Raw genomic sequence first — 14,391 nt, 5'->3', positions numbered from 1 at the left:
CTCCATACTATTACCACTGTAGCACAGGAAAAGTTTGGATACGAGAAAAAGAAGGCAAATGCCTGATTCTCTTTTGTTGCTCTTTATATCATCGGTTTGTTATAATTACTGTTAGTGTATTTTTTGCGAGGCGCAATCTGAACGTTTGAATGGATTCGCGTGGGAGGGAACGAACAACACATGGATCGTCGTGAAAGACAAAAAAGGATACGAAATTTTTCCATCATCGCCCACATTGACCATGGAAAGTCGACGCTGGCAGACCGCATTTTGGAGCTGACCGGTGCTTTGACTGCACGTGAGATGGAAGCCCAGTTTCTTGACACGATGGAGCTGGAAAAAGAGCGCGGGATTACGATTAAGCTCAATGCCGTGCGTTTGAACTATAAAGCAGATGACGGTGAGGAATACATTCTCCACCTGATTGACACCCCTGGACACGTCGACTTTACGTATGAAGTATCCCGCAGCTTGGCTGCCTGTGAAGGGGCTATTCTCGTCGTGGATGCGGCACAAGGGATCGAAGCCCAGACATTGGCTAACGTGTATTTAGCGTTGGACAGCAACCTGGAGATCATCCCGGTTGTCAACAAAATCGACCTGCCGAGTGCAGAGCCTGAGCGCGTGAAGCAAGAGGTTGAGGACGTGATTGGTCTGGATGCCAGCGATGCGGTTCTGACTTCTGCCAAAGCGGGTATCGGGATTAAAGAAGTACTGGAAGCCGTTGTGCAAAAAGTACCTGCTCCAGAGGGAGACCCGGATGCACCTCTCCAAGCTTTGATTTTCGACTCCTATTTTGATGCGTACCGCGGCGTTATTGCCTCCATCCGTGTCATCAACGGAACCTTGAAAAAGGGTATGAAAATCAAAATGATGGCGACTGGAAAGTCTTTCGAGGTAACCGAAATCGGTACATCGACTCCACGTCAAACGCAAGTAGAAGAATTAACGGTTGGCGATGTAGGCTACGTAGCTGCTTCCATTAAAACAGTGGGAGACACCAGTGTGGGGGATACCATTACAGATGCGAATCGCCCTGCTTCTGAACCGTTACCTGGTTACCGCAAGATCAACCCGATGGTTTTCTGCGGATTGTATCCAATCGAAACGAACGAGTACAACGATCTACGCGATGCATTGGAAAAGCTCCAGCTAAACGATGCGTCTTTGCAGTTTGAACCGGAGACTTCCCAAGCACTTGGCTTTGGTTTCCGTTGTGGATTCTTGGGACTTCTGCACATGGAGATCATCCAGGAGCGGATCGAACGGGAATTCAACATTAACTTGATTACGACCGCGCCGAGCGTTATTTACCGCATTACCAAAACGAACGGCGAAGTATTCGAAATCGACAACCCGTCCAAAATGCCGGAAGCACAAAAGATCGAGATGATCGAGGAACCTTACGTTACAGCGACAGTTATGGTGCCGAAAGAATACGTCGGTGATGTTATGCAGTTGTGCCAAGGTAAACGCGGTGAGTTTCTTGACATGCAGTATATGGGTGAGACCCGTGTGCAGCTGAAGTACGACATGCCTTTGTCGGAGATCGTTTACGATTTCTTTGACATGCTGAAGTCGGGTACAAAAGGCTACGCATCCTTTGACTACGAGCTCGCTGGGTACAAAGCTTCCAAGCTGGTGAAAATGGATATTCTCCTCAACAGCGAAGTGGTGGATGCTCTGTCGTTTATCGTACACAAAGACACGGCTTATCCTCGTGGAAAAGTCATCTGCGAAAAGCTGAAGGAACTGATTCCACGTCAGCAATTCGAGGTGCCGATTCAAGCGACCATCGGACAAAAGGTTGTCGCTCGTGAAACGATCAGTGCGTTGCGTAAAAACGTTCTTGCTAAATGTTACGGCGGGGACATCTCGCGTAAGCGCAAACTGCTCGAAAAGCAAAAAGAAGGAAAGAAGCGCATGAAGTCTGTCGGTTCCGTAGAGGTACCACAAGAGGCGTTTATGGCTGTATTGCGCATGGATGATAAGAAGTAGCAGTCGTATTAAGGATTTAACGATTTGCATGTAAGGCAAAAGTTGCTTTCCCCCACCGTACAGCCACCGGATTGGCAAAATGGTGGGGGATTTTATTTTACTTCGCCCATGAGTCTCTCGAAGATGTCGATGGGGTAACATTCTCACCGTTTTCTTTGGTACATACAAAGTCGCTCGTTTGGTAAAACTCGCCATACTTCAGTTTGTTTTCTTTTTGACGAACTTTATGCTCCTTGAGTACTCGAATCAATGTAGCCCCTATGTGAATGGTTCTGTAAGATGATGCAGTTTTTGGTGTACCAAAGACTCATTTTTTGTTAACATTGACCAATATCTTCTATGGAGCAGGGGACGGGTTACTGTCTGATGAGCAAGTTCAGGCGATCCAGCAGGCTTTTGAGTTACTTCTAGCTGCGTTTTAAAAAGAACAGCCCCAGAGCGTGTGCATTACACTTCCTTACAAAAGTTTACACTACAGGATTATTAAGCAAACAAACTGGAGTGTTTAGTAAAATGGATAGAGTGGTTCGGGACGTGCCAATTCACACTGGCACGTTTTTTTTTTTCTAAAAAACGAACGTACGCTCTTGTTTGGGGTAATTTTGAGGTTTTGATTCTCAACTAAATGGAAAGTAGGTTAGCGTTTGACGAAAGAGGAATGCAGGACAATTCTAAGACGCATTGCTTGGAACCTGAACAATCGAGAGAGAAAGAGGCTGCGTAATGAATGCCCGATCCTGGACGACTTTGGCAGGCAGCAGAGTACGATCGGAAGAGATGATAACCTTTTTGTAGAAGAGCTATTACAGCAACTCCCTAATGAAAAGGAAAGGCACGTCATTCGCAAGATCGTATTGGAAGGCTTCACAGCAAGAGAAGTCGGAGAAGACCTACACATGGGAGAAAGAGGGGTGAATCAATGCAAAAATCGGAGCCTGAAGAAACTGCACAATTATCTAACCACGCATTCAGTCTAATAGCTGAGCAAGCAAAAAATGGTGATAACGAGGCGTTACTCAAAGTCTTGGAGGAAATGCAACCTGAAATTGACTACCTAGCTGGTTTTCTCAAGCTACCGAAAGAAGAGGGAATTCAAGAAATTACGACGCAGTTTATTGAGAAAATCAGGGGTTGAAAATCTTTTTTAAAATTTTTTAGAAAAGCTGTTCCGTTTTGTCCCTATTTTTTACCTAGATAGGTGAAAGCGACGAAGACCGGTCAAAATATCGCTTATCATCAAAAAAGGGAGACGTTAACATGGCATATGGTGAACCTTTAAAACGTAAAAGTCAACTTGAGGACTGCAGTAGTACTGATCTTCTTGCACGAATTATTTACGCAGAAGCAGAAGGAGAGTCCGAAGAAGGCAAACGAGGAGTAGCATTTGTAATTAAAAATCGAAAAGATAGAGATAGTCGAGAATTTGGAGGCAATACCTATAAGGGAGTAATCCTCAAGAAAAGTCAATTTTCCGCTGTAGACCGGGATGAAATGTTACAACCGGACACAAGCAGCCGATCTTGGAAAGATTCTTTGGATATTGCAAAAAACATGTCGAAAAAAGATAACCCTATTGGCGATTGTTTGTGGTTTAATGCTGATTGGATGTGGGAAGACCAGTATGATAGGGTTGAAAATACCTATACTTTCCCTGATGGATCCAAGGTACATCGAGTAGTAGAAATGCATGAAATCGGTAAACATGTGTTTTTCCGTGTGAAAGGTTATTAAATTTATCTAAACCGAAAAGGCTAAGAACAAACCACTCCATTACGCAATCACTCTTTTGCGAAGGAGTGGTTTGTTTTTCAATAATCAACTAGCGAGTTTCTTCGACGAACTTTGCTCCGTCAAATCTAAATATAAATGTTTTTTGAGTAACTTCGGGTGGGGTATTGGTATCTTCTTCGGGATGTTTGTATGAATTGGAAAAATAGAATAACCTGTCCTCATCTAGGTGATAGGTAGCAATAGTGGCCGAGTTAATATTCTGGAATGAGGTCAACGTTTTTAAATTTCCTTCCCATGCTTCAACGAATTTCCCATTATCTAAATACCAAAGGTGAGTATTTTCTTCATGGACTCCTGATCCACCAGTCTGTTCGATAGTTTCAAAGAGAATTTTTTTGTTCTTTGTCTCATAAGGGCTTTTATCTGAACTTACCAAATTATTAAGGCTTTCACTAGTAACGTGCCATTTTTTTTCAACGATTAGTTTGAAGTTCTCTTGTTGCTTGTCAAAAATAAAGAAATTTCCTAAATGAGTCCCACCAGTCGCAGATGCAACAAGCTCTAAATCATTGTCTTCGTCGAGATTCACTAATTTATAGGTAAGCTTATCGAGAAAGTATTCTTTTTCTTTTCCCTGCTGTTTAATCCATTGAACAATTTTAGCTTTATCAATGCTGGTTGGAACAGAAGACTTCTCTTGGGCAATAACTTGCTCATTACTGCTATACGATAGTGAGGAAATAGGGATAAGAGCTGCAAAGCCTATTACTAAACCAGAAATGATTTTTTTACTAAACAAAATGAACACCTCACGAGCATTTGAATTTTGTAAATTTATGGTATCATTTTACAGTCATGATGGAAATGCCTCTTTCTACCTAAAATAAGTAATATTTCCTCAAATCGGGTTGACAAATACAAGACAATAGCTTGGTAAACGAAGCCCTCCTCCGGATTCCCGAGAGGGCATTTTTTATTTGCACGTTCGCAAAGTGTTCGTATAAAATAGGAGCAAACGTTCGATTTTGGAGGGGTACAAATTGTCCAAAAAATTAACGACTCGATCGGAATGGGCTTCAAGCTGCCGGAGCATGTCGCGGCGCTGATCAATCATGCGTACGAGACTACATTTAATGAGGGCTTGAATAATCTTTAGATCCCTTGTCTAAACTGCAAATAAGGTCAGTTACATAATTTTAAAAGGCGAATATAATTGAACAAATCAGTAGATATTCTCGAAGTAATAGTTCAGCAACTATTAGAGGATGATAGGCTGGTAAAGATGTTGATACCGAGATTACTAGAACGGTTGGGGACGAGAGGCGAGCCTACAATTGAAAAGTGGTTAACTGTTAATGAAGCAGCCAAAATCCTGAATATTTCATCTGACATGATCTACCTTATTGTACGAGAAGGCACATTACAAGCGGCACGACTCGGATCAATAAGCTCTCGAAAACCAGCAATTCGCTTTCAACTAAGTAAATTGAATGCTTGGATGGAAGCTGGAGGGGTTAGTGGATCAAAAGTGTGAACGGGAGTTGCAACAGTCAATAAACGAATGAACACGGGATAGTTGGTGGGTGGTGTCTGTCGATAATAAACAAAGGATTCTTAGAATCGAGATGAATGAGAATGAAGTAAGAGAAATCATCCGCGATAGAATTCATGAATTGATTAAAGAATTTGATGCAGAAAAAGTGTTCTGGGATACGACGGAACTAAAAAAGCATACGTGTATGTGTTGGAACACCATACAGGATAGGTTCTTCTTTGATCCAAGATTTCCGAAATTTAAAGTTGGTGGGAAATGGTACTTCCCTGCAAGAGAGACGAAAGAGTTTCTGATTAAGTGGTTGCACGAGCAGTGACGAAATTAGTATCCGTTTGACAACCAAATTGAAAACGTAAAGATGAAGCCCTCCTTGGAGTTTTCTTTGCACAGGAGGGTGCTCTATTTTTGTAATAAAATGAAGCGATAAAAACTCGGATAGTTGTCCGAGTTTTTATCGCTTCATTTATATAGCTTGTTTTACTAATTTAACATAGCCACCCTACAGCCACCGATTCTGGTGGATAGTTGCCGCATTGACTCGATATGCAAAAATACACTATGATATTGGAGCCTTAACAAATTCTTGTCATACCAACGTTTACAGAATACGCTCTGATTTGATACGATGCATTAAGATGCGTTGGGTCAACAAGAGGCGTTTATGGCTGTATTGCGCATGGATGATAAGAAGTAGGCCTGACCTTGTGTCAGGTCTTTTCCATTAAAAGCGGTGGTCAAAAAGTCGGCTTTTGATCACGAAGTCGTTATGAAAGTTGATTCGACATCGAAACTGGCGTTCACCTTCGGAGTCCGGTGCTCATGTAGGTCCCCTACACTCCGCTCCTCCTTCTTCAGGTTCTCGCCACTTTCTCGGTGCTGAAAAGCTGGTTTTTTGACTTTTATTGAAAAAGGTGGTCAAAAAGTCGGCTTTTGATCACGAAGTCGTTATGAAAGTTGATTCGACATCGAAACTGGCGTTCACCTTCGGAGTCCGGTGCTCATGTAGGTCCCCTACACTCCGCTCCTCCTTCTTCAGGTTCTCGCCACTTTCTCGGTGCTGAAAAGCCGGTTTTTTGACTTTTATTGAAAAAGGAATCCAAAAGTCGTCATTATAAGGAGGGAAAGGGACATGATGCCACAATCGGTTTACATTCACATTCCCTTTTGTACGAATAAATGCTACTACTGTGACTTTAACTCATTTGTGACGAACAATCCTCAGCTCATTTGGGATTATTTAGACGCATTGAAAAGCGAAATGGAGATTACCTTTAGCCAGCAACCGATCGAGCAGGTGAAAACAATTTTTGTCGGCGGAGGGACGCCTACGTTTCTCGATCATGCCCAAATGCGCGCGTTTTTGGAAATCGTACAAAAGCAATTGGGCAAGTACTGGGTGGATGATATCGAATTTTCGATGGAAGCGAATCCGGGAACGACAGACGTGGAAAAGCTGCGAATTATGCGTGAGCTGGGTGTCAATCGTCTGAGCTTTGGTGTGCAGTCCTTTGACGACGCGCTCTTAAAGCGACTGGGACGAATCCACGACCAGGAAGCTGTGTACCGCAGTATCGATAATGCGAAAAAAGTAGGCTTCGACAACTTTAGCATCGACCTGATGTTTGGATTGCCGGATCAGACACTAGACATTTTCCGTCAGACGTTGGACAAGGCGTTTGGGCTAGGTACCACCCATTTCTCTGCCTACAGTCTCAAGGTGGAGGAGAACACGCTGTTCCACACGCTCTACCAGAAGGATCAGCTGCCACTGCCATCTGAAGAGACAGAGCTTGAGATGTACATGGTATTAATAGAAGAGATGGAGCGTCACGGGTACAAGCAGTATGAAATCAGCAATTTTGCAAAACCGGGCTTCGAGAGCAAACATAATAAAACCTATTGGCTCAATCGTGAATACTATGGGGTGGGTGCAGGTGCCCACGGCTATGTGTGCGGCCATCGACACGTGAATGCTGGCCCGCTTGCCATTTACATGCAGAAGTGCAAGGAAGGGCTGCCGCGTGTAGAACAATTCGAGGTACCGCGCGAGGATGCTATGGAGGAACAAATGATTTTGGGACTGCGTTTGAGAGAAGGAGTTGACCTTTCAGCGTTTGCCTCCCGCTTTGGCGCAACTGTTCATGACGTTTTTGGGACAATAATAGAAGATGAGATTGCCAAAGGAATGCTGGAAGAACAGGGCGGGTTTTTGAAGCTGACGAAACAGGGGCTTCCGCTCGGAAATGAGGTATTTGCGCGCTTTCTGCGTTAAGGATAAAGCGAAACTCGCGAAAAATGAGATTTTTTGTCTGTAGAACTAGCGCAAGTTCGTTGACAAATCCTTCTACTATTGATACCTTAGTATATAGATTTAGCACTCGATAAGCATGAGTGCTAACAATCCAACAGGAGGCGAGCGACATCCATGTTATCAGACCGTCAACAAATGATTTTAAATGCGATTGTCGATAATTACATTCATTCTGCCGAACCTGTTGGCTCCCGAACCATTTCCAAACGGGACGACATCGGATTCTCTTCGGCAACGATACGCAACGAGATGTCTGACTTGGAGGAGCTGGGATACTTAGAACAGCCCCACACATCGGCGGGACGTGTTCCTTCTACAAAAGGATACCGCTTCTACGTCGATAACCTGATTCAGCCTCAACTTTTGGAGGAAGCTGAGTTGGGTAAACTAAAACAGTTGTTTGCCGAACGTATTCTCCACGCAGAACAAGTGGTAGAGTACACTGCCCAAATTCTCTCTCAGCTGACAAACTACACGGCGATTGTCTTGGGTCCAGAGATTTTTGAGCATCGGTTAAAACATATTCAAATCGTTCCTCTCAACGCTTCACAGGCTGTCGCGATTGTGGTGACGCATACCGGACGAGTGGAGAACAAGCTGATTGATCTTCCAGAAGGCATTGGTGCCGGGGAAATCGAGAAACTCGTCAATCTGTTGAATGCAAAGCTGACCGATGTTCCGCTATGGCAGCTTCGGCAACGTCTTTATCAAGAGATTTCCGGTGAAATGCAACGTCATACGGAGCAGTATGAAGAAATTCTTCAGCTCCTCAACAACTCACTGACACAAGAAGAAGAACGAGTATACTTACGCGGTGCGACCAAGATCTTGAACCAGCCGGAATTCCGAGACGTGGATAAAGTCAAGGATATACTGGAGCTATTGGAGCAGCACGATCAATTACTGAATGTGATCGGCATGCAGGGTGATGGTTTAACGGTACGCATCGGACAGGAAAATCAGCTAGACGCGATTAAGCAATGCAGTATTATTACCACTTCTTATTCGCTTGGAGGCAAGCCGGTAGGAATGGTGGGGATACTTGGTCCGACGCGAATGGAATACGGCAAGGTCATTACTGTGCTCAACCATTTGGCGGAAGACCTATCGCGCATGCTGACTTCGCAGTTTGAGAAATAAATGGAGTGAATGGCTAAACAGTCGTTTGACTGGAAAAAGCCGCCAGGAGGTAGTGACGTTGAGCGAGGAAAAAGTAACGCAAGACCCAACTCTCGAAGAAGAACAAGTAGCACAGGATGCAGACCAAACGACTGCAACCGAAATGGACGGGGAGCAGGAAGCTGCTCACTGGAAGGCTCAGGCCGAAGAGCATCAAAACCGCATGCTGCGTGCCATGGCCGATATGGATAACCTCCGCCGCCGTGTTCGCAAAGAGCAGGAAGATCTGGCTAAATACGCTTCTCTTAAGATCGTGGAAGAGCTTCTGCCAGTTCTCGATAACTTCGAGCGAGCACTTGCCGCTGACAAGGAATCCATGACAGTAGACTCCCTCTTGGAGGGTGTAAACATGGTATATCGTCAGATGGTCCAAGTTTTCGACAAAGAAGGCTTGGCCGCAATCGAGGCTCAAGGAAAACCATTTGACCCTCACATCCACCAGGCAGTTATGCAAACACAAGACCCTGAGTTTGAATCAGGTGTTGTGGTAGCCGAACTGCAAAAAGGATATATGTTCAAAGACCGCGTCGTTCGTCCGGCGATGGTTCAAGTAAACGAGTAATCTCAAAAAAGTAAATTCACTAGACGTATAGTGTTAGGAGGACATTTTATATGAGTCGCGTAATCGGTATTGACTTGGGAACAACCAACTCTTGTGTAGCAGTAATGGAAGGCGGAGAGCCAGTCGTTATTGCCAATGCGGAAGGTAACCGCACTACACCATCTGTAGTAGCATTCAAAAACGGCGAGCGTATCGTTGGGGAAGCGGCAAAACGCCAAGCGATCACTAATCCAGACAATACCGTAATCTCCATCAAGCGCCACATGGGTACTGCTCATAAAGAAACGCTTGAAGGTAATGCATATTCTCCTGAGCAGATTTCTGCTATGATTCTGCAAAAGCTGAAAGCAGACGCGGAAAGCTACCTTGGTCAAACTGTGACGCAGGCAGTGATTACGGTTCCAGCATACTTCAATGACAGCCAACGCCAAGCGACAAAAGACGCTGGTAAAATCGCTGGTCTGGAAGTACTGCGTATCGTGAACGAACCAACGGCAGCTGCTCTTGCATACGGTATGGAGAAAACAGAAGATCAAACCATTCTCGTATTCGACTTGGGCGGCGGTACCTTTGACGTATCTATTCTCGAATTGTCCGACGGCTTCTTCGAAGTAAAAGCGACTTCCGGTGACAACAAGCTGGGTGGAGACGACTTTGACGATGTTGTTATGAACTACCTGGTGAGTGAATTCAAAAAAGAACATGGCATCGATCTATCCAAGGATCGTATGGCTCAACAGCGTTTGAAAGACGCTGCGGAAAAAGCGAAGAAAGACCTGTCCGGTGTTCTGACTACGACCATTTCTCTGCCGTTCATTACAGCAGATGCAACCGGTCCAAAACACTTGGAGATGAACCTGACTCGCGCAAAATTCGAAGAGATCTCCGCTGATTTGGTAGAGCGTACGATGGGCCCAACTCGTCAAGCGCTGAAAGATGCTGGTCTGACTCCAAGCGAACTGGATCGCGTTATCCTGGTTGGTGGTTCTACCCGTATTCCAGCGGTACAAGAAGCAATCAAGAAGTTTACAGGGAAAGAACCACATAAAGGTGTAAATCCAGACGAAGTAGTAGCACTGGGAGCGGCTGTTCAAGCGGGCGTACTGACTGGTGACGTGAAAGACGTCGTTCTTCTCGACGTAACTCCACTGTCCCTCGGTATCGAAACATTGGGTGGCGTATTCACCAAGCTGATCGATCGTAACACGACGATCCCAACAAGCAAATCCCAAGTGTTCTCTACAGCTGCTGACAACCAAACATCTGTAGAAATCCACGTTCTCCAAGGTGAGCGTCAAATGGCGAACGACAATAAATCTCTCGGTCGCTTCAACCTGTCCGATATCCCGCCAGCGCCACGCGGCATCCCGCAAATCGAAGTTTCCTTCGATATTGACGCGAACGGTATCGTAAACGTACGTGCAAAAGACTTGGGTACCGGAAAAGAGCAACGCATCACGATCACTTCCAACTCCGGCCTGTCCGACGATGATATCGATCGCATGGTTAAAGATGCTGAGTTGAATGCAGAGGCGGACAAACAACGCAAAGAGCAAGTAGAAGTGCGCAACGAAGCTGATCAACTCGTATTCACGACTGAGAAAACGCTGAAAGAAGTAGAAGGCAAGATCGACCAAGCTGAAATCGATCGCGCTAACGCTGCGAAAGATAAAGTGAAAGCTGCTCTGGAAGGCGGCAACATCGAAGAGATCAAGACAGCGAAAGATGAACTGTCCGAGATCATCCAACAAATTTCGGTAAAGCTCTATGAGCAAGCTGCTCAAGCGCAAGCAGCACAAGGCGGCGCTGAAGGTCAAGAGCCGAAGAAAGACAATGTTGTTGATGCTGACTACGAAGTGGTAGACGATAAAAAGTAACACGCTGGAACTGTGAGGGGAGAGGTTTCTTCCCTCACTTCCCACGATGTGACCCATGAAAGTCAAAGTCACGGAATGCTGACTTTGACTTTTTTTCAAGTCTGTCACATGCTATGATAACAGTTGACTGTCATGGGAGTGATGTAGGAGATGAAACGTGATTTATACGAGGTTCTGGGCGTAGCAAAGGACGCGGACGCGGATGAAATCAAAAAAGCGTATCGCAAGCTGGCACGTCAGTACCATCCCGATGTAAATAAAGAAGCTGATGCGGAAGAAAAGTTCAAAGAAGTAAAGGATGCGTATGACATCCTGTCCGAGCCACAAAAGCGTGCGCAGTATGACCGTTTTGGTCACCAAGACCCGAATCAGGGCTTCGGTGGCGGAGGCTTTGACGGATCAGGCATGGGCGGCTTCGGAGATATTTTTGACATGTTCTTCGGTGGCAACGGCAGACGTGCGAATCCAAATGCGCCTCGCAAAGGATCTGATCTGCAATTTGGCCTCAGCATTGACTTTATCGACGCGATTTTTGGAAAAGAAACCGACGTGGAAATTCCAAAAGAAGCAGAATGCGATACGTGTCTGGGTTCTGGCGCGAAGCCTGGTTCCGGTGTCGATACATGTAAGACTTGTAGTGGTACAGGACAGCAAGAAGTGGTGGCGAACACGCCATTCGGCCGAATCGTCAATCGCCGTGTTTGTTCGACTTGCGAAGGTAAAGGGAAAGTTATCAAAGAAAAATGTTCAACTTGCCGTGGCAGTGGACGTGTTAAGGTACGTCGCAAAATTCATCTCAACATCCCAGCAGGTGTGGACGATGGAGCACAATTGCGCGTAACAGGTGAGGGAGAACCGGGCGCAAACGGTGGACCCGCTGGAGATTTGTACGTCGTATTGCGTGTGAAGAGTCATGAGTTTTTTGAGCGTGAAGGAAATGATATTTACTGTGAGGTTCCGCTTACTTACGCACAGGCAGCCCTTGGAGATGAGATCGAAGTGCCGACTGTCGATGGTCGCGTGAAGTTAAAGATCCCGGCGGGTACCCAAACAGAAACATTCTTCCGCTTGCGTGGAAAAGGTGTTCCGCATTTGCGTGGAAACGGCCGTGGCGATCAGCATGTGAAAATACGTGTCATTACGCCGACCAAGCTGACCGATAAACAAAAGGAATTGTTGCGTGAGCTCGCCGAGCTGTCTGGAGAAAAGCCAGGACAGCATGGAGGAGAAGACGAAAGCTTTTTCGAAAAAATGAAACGGGCATTCCGCGGCGAGTAATCCGCCGCGGTTTTGTCCGCTTTTTGCCTAAAGTTTCTTGTAGCGAAGTCGATTAAATGAAAAGCCCAATTGGGAGCTAATGTGGGGAGTGGTAGATTCGTGAAATGGTCAGAAATCAGTATCCATACTACAGCGGAGGCTACGGAGGCGGTGTCAAGCCTCTTGTATGAATTGGGTGCCAATGGTGTCGTAATTGAAGACCCGGAGGTGCTCTATCGTGAGTGGGATACCCCCTTTGGCGAAATCTACCAGCTTTCTCCTGATGATTTTCCGGCCGAGGGCGTATTCGTTAAAGCATACCTGCCGGTTGACAGCAGCGAACTGCTAGACGTTGTAGAAGAGCTGAAAGAGCAATTGGCGCAGTTGATCGAGTACGGTCTGGATATCGGCAAGGCATCGATTGCTGTAAACGATGTCCACGAAGATGAATGGGCCCACGCCTGGAAAAAATACTACAAACCGGTTCATGTGTCTGATCGCATGACCATCAAGCCAGTATGGGAAGAGTACGAGCCGAAGAATCCAGATGAGATCATTATCGAGATGGACCCAGGCATGGCATTTGGAACAGGTACACATCCGACGACCATTCTTTGTCTGCGTGCACTTGAGAAGTATATGGCGAAAGGCGATCAAGTGTATGATGTTGGGACAGGCACAGCTATTTTGAGTATTGCTGCTATCAAGCTCGGGGCAAAAGATGTGCTGGCGATGGACTTGGATGAAGTAGCTGTACGCTCTGCACAGGCCAATACCGAACTGAATGGTGTGCATGAGCATATTAACGTAAGACAAAACAACTTGCTTGACGACATCGAGGAGCAGGTGGAAGTGGTCGTGGCTAACATTTTGGCAGAAGTCATCGTTCGTTTCACCGATGATGTATTCCGCGTCTTGAAGCCAGGTGGCACCTTTATCTCGTCAGGTATTATTGCTGCACGTGAAGCGGATGTGAAAGCGGCGTTGGCGGCTTCAGGTCTTGAGGTCGTGGAAACCATTTTCATCGATGACTGGGTAGCAATTGTAGCAAAAAAACGATAGAATAGTGGGGTTGACGAGATGCAACGATATTTTGTCGAGCCACATTCCTTTACTGAGAATGAGCTAACGATTGTCGGAGACGATGTACACCACATCGTAAATGTAATGCGTGCTCGGGAAGGCGAAGAAATCATCGTTTCTGATGGAGCCGGCAGGTCGGCAAGGGCCAAGCTGGTCTATCTTTCTGCCAAGGAAGTAAGGGCAGAAGTAATAGAAATGCTTCAAGAAGAACGAGAACTGCCGATCCGGGTCACAATTGGGCAGGGGCTTCCAAAAGGCGAGAAGCTGGAGTGGATTTTGCAAAAGGGGACGGAACTTGGGGCGTACTCTTTTTTTCCGTTTTCTTCTGAGCGAACCATTGTAAAACTGGACGCCAAAAAAGAAGCGAAAAAACTGGAGCGTTGGCGCAAAATTGTCAAGGAGGCTGCTGAGCAGTCTCATCGTGCTGTTTTGCCAGAGCTTTTATCTCCTGTTTCCTTTCGTGAGATGCTTCAAGCTGACCAGTCGTATACGCATTGCGCCATTGCCTATGAAAAAGAGGGCAGTACCACGATTCATCAAGTGCTAGAAGAGATGACTGTGGGTGATTCACTTCTCGTCCTCGTCGGGCCAGAAGGAGGCTTCTCTCCTGAGGAAGTGGCTCAAGCAGAGAGTAAAGGGTTCCTGACGGTTTCCCTCGGCCCGCGCATTTTGCGCACGGAAACGGCAAGCCAGTATGTTTTGGCCTGCGCTTCCTATCAGTTTGAACGCAAGGCTTCATCACTTCGCAAAGGATGAGCAGGAACTAAACGGTCATGACCGTTTGGTTGACCGCAAGCGGTCACATCCACTTTTATGAAAAACGTCGAGTCGTTTTTCA

Annotated in this window: 14 protein-coding genes; 13 read left to right on the top strand and 1 reads right to left on the bottom strand. The window is 45.9% G+C overall.

Translation table 11 applies throughout. The features are described from left to right. The first annotated feature begins 180 nt into the window (after nucleotides 1-180). From lepA to E8L90_RS12735, 4 genes are all read left to right on the top strand, one after another. Entirely contained in the window at nucleotides 181-1,998 is a 1,818-nt protein-coding gene (lepA, locus tag E8L90_RS12755) for a translation elongation factor 4 (protein ID WP_137029720.1), read from the top strand. Nucleotides 1,999-2,642: 644 nt separating this feature from the next. After that, complete coding sequence (locus E8L90_RS31375; protein ID WP_137029719.1) at nucleotides 2,643-2,975, top strand: RNA polymerase sigma factor; 333 nt, start codon at nucleotides 2,643-2,645, stop codon at nucleotides 2,973-2,975. Further along, entirely contained in the window at nucleotides 2,918-3,133 is a 216-nt protein-coding gene (locus tag E8L90_RS12740; RefSeq protein ID WP_137029718.1) for a hypothetical protein, read from the top strand. Before E8L90_RS31375 ends, E8L90_RS12740 begins: the two co-directional genes overlap by 58 nt. 122 nt (nucleotides 3,134-3,255) lie before the next feature. Next, nucleotides 3,256-3,729, top strand: a complete 474-nt coding sequence (locus tag E8L90_RS12735) for a cell wall hydrolase (RefSeq protein WP_137029717.1) — start codon at nucleotides 3,256-3,258, stop codon at nucleotides 3,727-3,729. Between the two features lie 88 nt (nucleotides 3,730-3,817). On the opposite strand, the gene E8L90_RS12730 is transcribed toward E8L90_RS12735, so the two are convergent. Then, nucleotides 3,818-4,528 carry a hypothetical protein gene (locus E8L90_RS12730; protein WP_137029716.1) on the bottom strand — a complete coding sequence of 237 codons (711 nt, stop codon included), beginning with the start codon at nucleotides 4,526-4,528 and terminating at the stop codon, nucleotides 3,818-3,820. 414 nt (nucleotides 4,529-4,942) lie between these two features. On the opposite strand from E8L90_RS12730, the gene E8L90_RS12725 reads away from it, so the two are divergent. The 9 genes from E8L90_RS12725 (at nucleotide 4,943) to E8L90_RS12680 (ending at nucleotide 14,309) form a co-directional block, all read left to right on the top strand. Then, complete coding sequence (locus E8L90_RS12725; RefSeq protein WP_162309075.1) at nucleotides 4,943-5,263, top strand: helix-turn-helix domain-containing protein; 321 nt, start codon at nucleotides 4,943-4,945, stop codon at nucleotides 5,261-5,263. Nucleotides 5,264-5,339: 76 nt separating this feature from the next. Beyond that, the gene (locus E8L90_RS12720; protein WP_137033421.1) at nucleotides 5,340-5,600 is read left to right on the top strand and encodes a group-specific protein; all 261 of its coding nucleotides are present in this window, start codon (nucleotides 5,340-5,342) and stop codon (nucleotides 5,598-5,600) included. A gap of 813 nt (nucleotides 5,601-6,413) precedes the next feature. Next, a complete protein-coding gene (hemW, locus tag E8L90_RS12710; protein ID WP_137029713.1) occupies nucleotides 6,414-7,556 on the top strand; it encodes a radical SAM family heme chaperone HemW in 1,143 nt (380 codons plus the stop codon). Nucleotides 7,557-7,709: 153 nt separating this feature from the next. After that, nucleotides 7,710-8,735, top strand: a complete 1,026-nt coding sequence (gene hrcA, locus E8L90_RS12705; protein WP_137029712.1) for a heat-inducible transcriptional repressor HrcA — start codon at nucleotides 7,710-7,712, stop codon at nucleotides 8,733-8,735. A gap of 58 nt (nucleotides 8,736-8,793) precedes the next feature. Further along, on the top strand, nucleotides 8,794-9,336 hold the full coding sequence (grpE, locus tag E8L90_RS12700; RefSeq protein ID WP_137029711.1) for a nucleotide exchange factor GrpE: 543 nt from the start codon (nucleotides 8,794-8,796) through the stop codon (nucleotides 9,334-9,336). 50 nt (nucleotides 9,337-9,386) lie between these two features. Then, nucleotides 9,387-11,213, top strand: coding sequence for a molecular chaperone DnaK (gene dnaK / locus E8L90_RS12695; protein ID WP_137029710.1), 1,827 nt, complete (start codon nucleotides 9,387-9,389; stop codon nucleotides 11,211-11,213). A gap of 150 nt (nucleotides 11,214-11,363) precedes the next feature. Beyond that, nucleotides 11,364-12,491 (top strand): molecular chaperone DnaJ, encoded by a 1,128-nt coding sequence (gene dnaJ / locus E8L90_RS12690; RefSeq protein ID WP_137029709.1) that lies wholly within the window; start codon nucleotides 11,364-11,366, stop codon nucleotides 12,489-12,491. A gap of 99 nt (nucleotides 12,492-12,590) precedes the next feature. After that, entirely contained in the window at nucleotides 12,591-13,532 is a 942-nt protein-coding gene (prmA, locus tag E8L90_RS12685) for a 50S ribosomal protein L11 methyltransferase (RefSeq protein WP_137029708.1), read from the top strand. Between the two features lie 18 nt (nucleotides 13,533-13,550). Then, the gene (locus E8L90_RS12680) at nucleotides 13,551-14,309 is read left to right on the top strand and encodes a 16S rRNA (uracil(1498)-N(3))-methyltransferase (protein ID WP_137029707.1); all 759 of its coding nucleotides are present in this window, start codon (nucleotides 13,551-13,553) and stop codon (nucleotides 14,307-14,309) included. Nucleotides 14,310-14,391: the final 82 nt, after the last annotated feature.

This window comes from Brevibacillus antibioticus (assembly GCF_005217615.1).
Classification (GTDB): domain Bacteria; phylum Bacillota; class Bacilli; order Brevibacillales; family Brevibacillaceae; genus Brevibacillus; species Brevibacillus antibioticus.
The sequence above is the reverse complement of the archived record's forward strand: the minus strand, read 5'-3'. Positions and strand labels throughout refer to the sequence as shown.

What these genes read in the sequence shown, in the direction of transcription:
- lepA (WP_137029720.1), top strand. Translation starts at nt 181, where the DNA reads ATGGATCGTCGTGAAAGACAAAAAAGGATACGAAATTTTTCCATCATC.
- E8L90_RS12740 (WP_137029718.1), top strand. Translation starts at nt 2,918, where the DNA reads ATGCAAAAATCGGAGCCTGAAGAAACTGCACAATTATCTAACCACGCA.
- E8L90_RS12735 (WP_137029717.1), top strand. Translation starts at nt 3,256, where the DNA reads ATGGCATATGGTGAACCTTTAAAACGTAAAAGTCAACTTGAGGACTGC.
- hemW (WP_137029713.1), top strand. Translation starts at nt 6,414, where the DNA reads ATGATGCCACAATCGGTTTACATTCACATTCCCTTTTGTACGAATAAA.
- hrcA (WP_137029712.1), top strand. Translation starts at nt 7,710, where the DNA reads ATGTTATCAGACCGTCAACAAATGATTTTAAATGCGATTGTCGATAAT.
- dnaK (WP_137029710.1), top strand. Translation starts at nt 9,387, where the DNA reads ATGAGTCGCGTAATCGGTATTGACTTGGGAACAACCAACTCTTGTGTA.
- dnaJ (WP_137029709.1), top strand. Translation starts at nt 11,364, where the DNA reads ATGAAACGTGATTTATACGAGGTTCTGGGCGTAGCAAAGGACGCGGAC.
- E8L90_RS12680 (WP_137029707.1), top strand. Translation starts at nt 13,551, where the DNA reads ATGCAACGATATTTTGTCGAGCCACATTCCTTTACTGAGAATGAGCTA.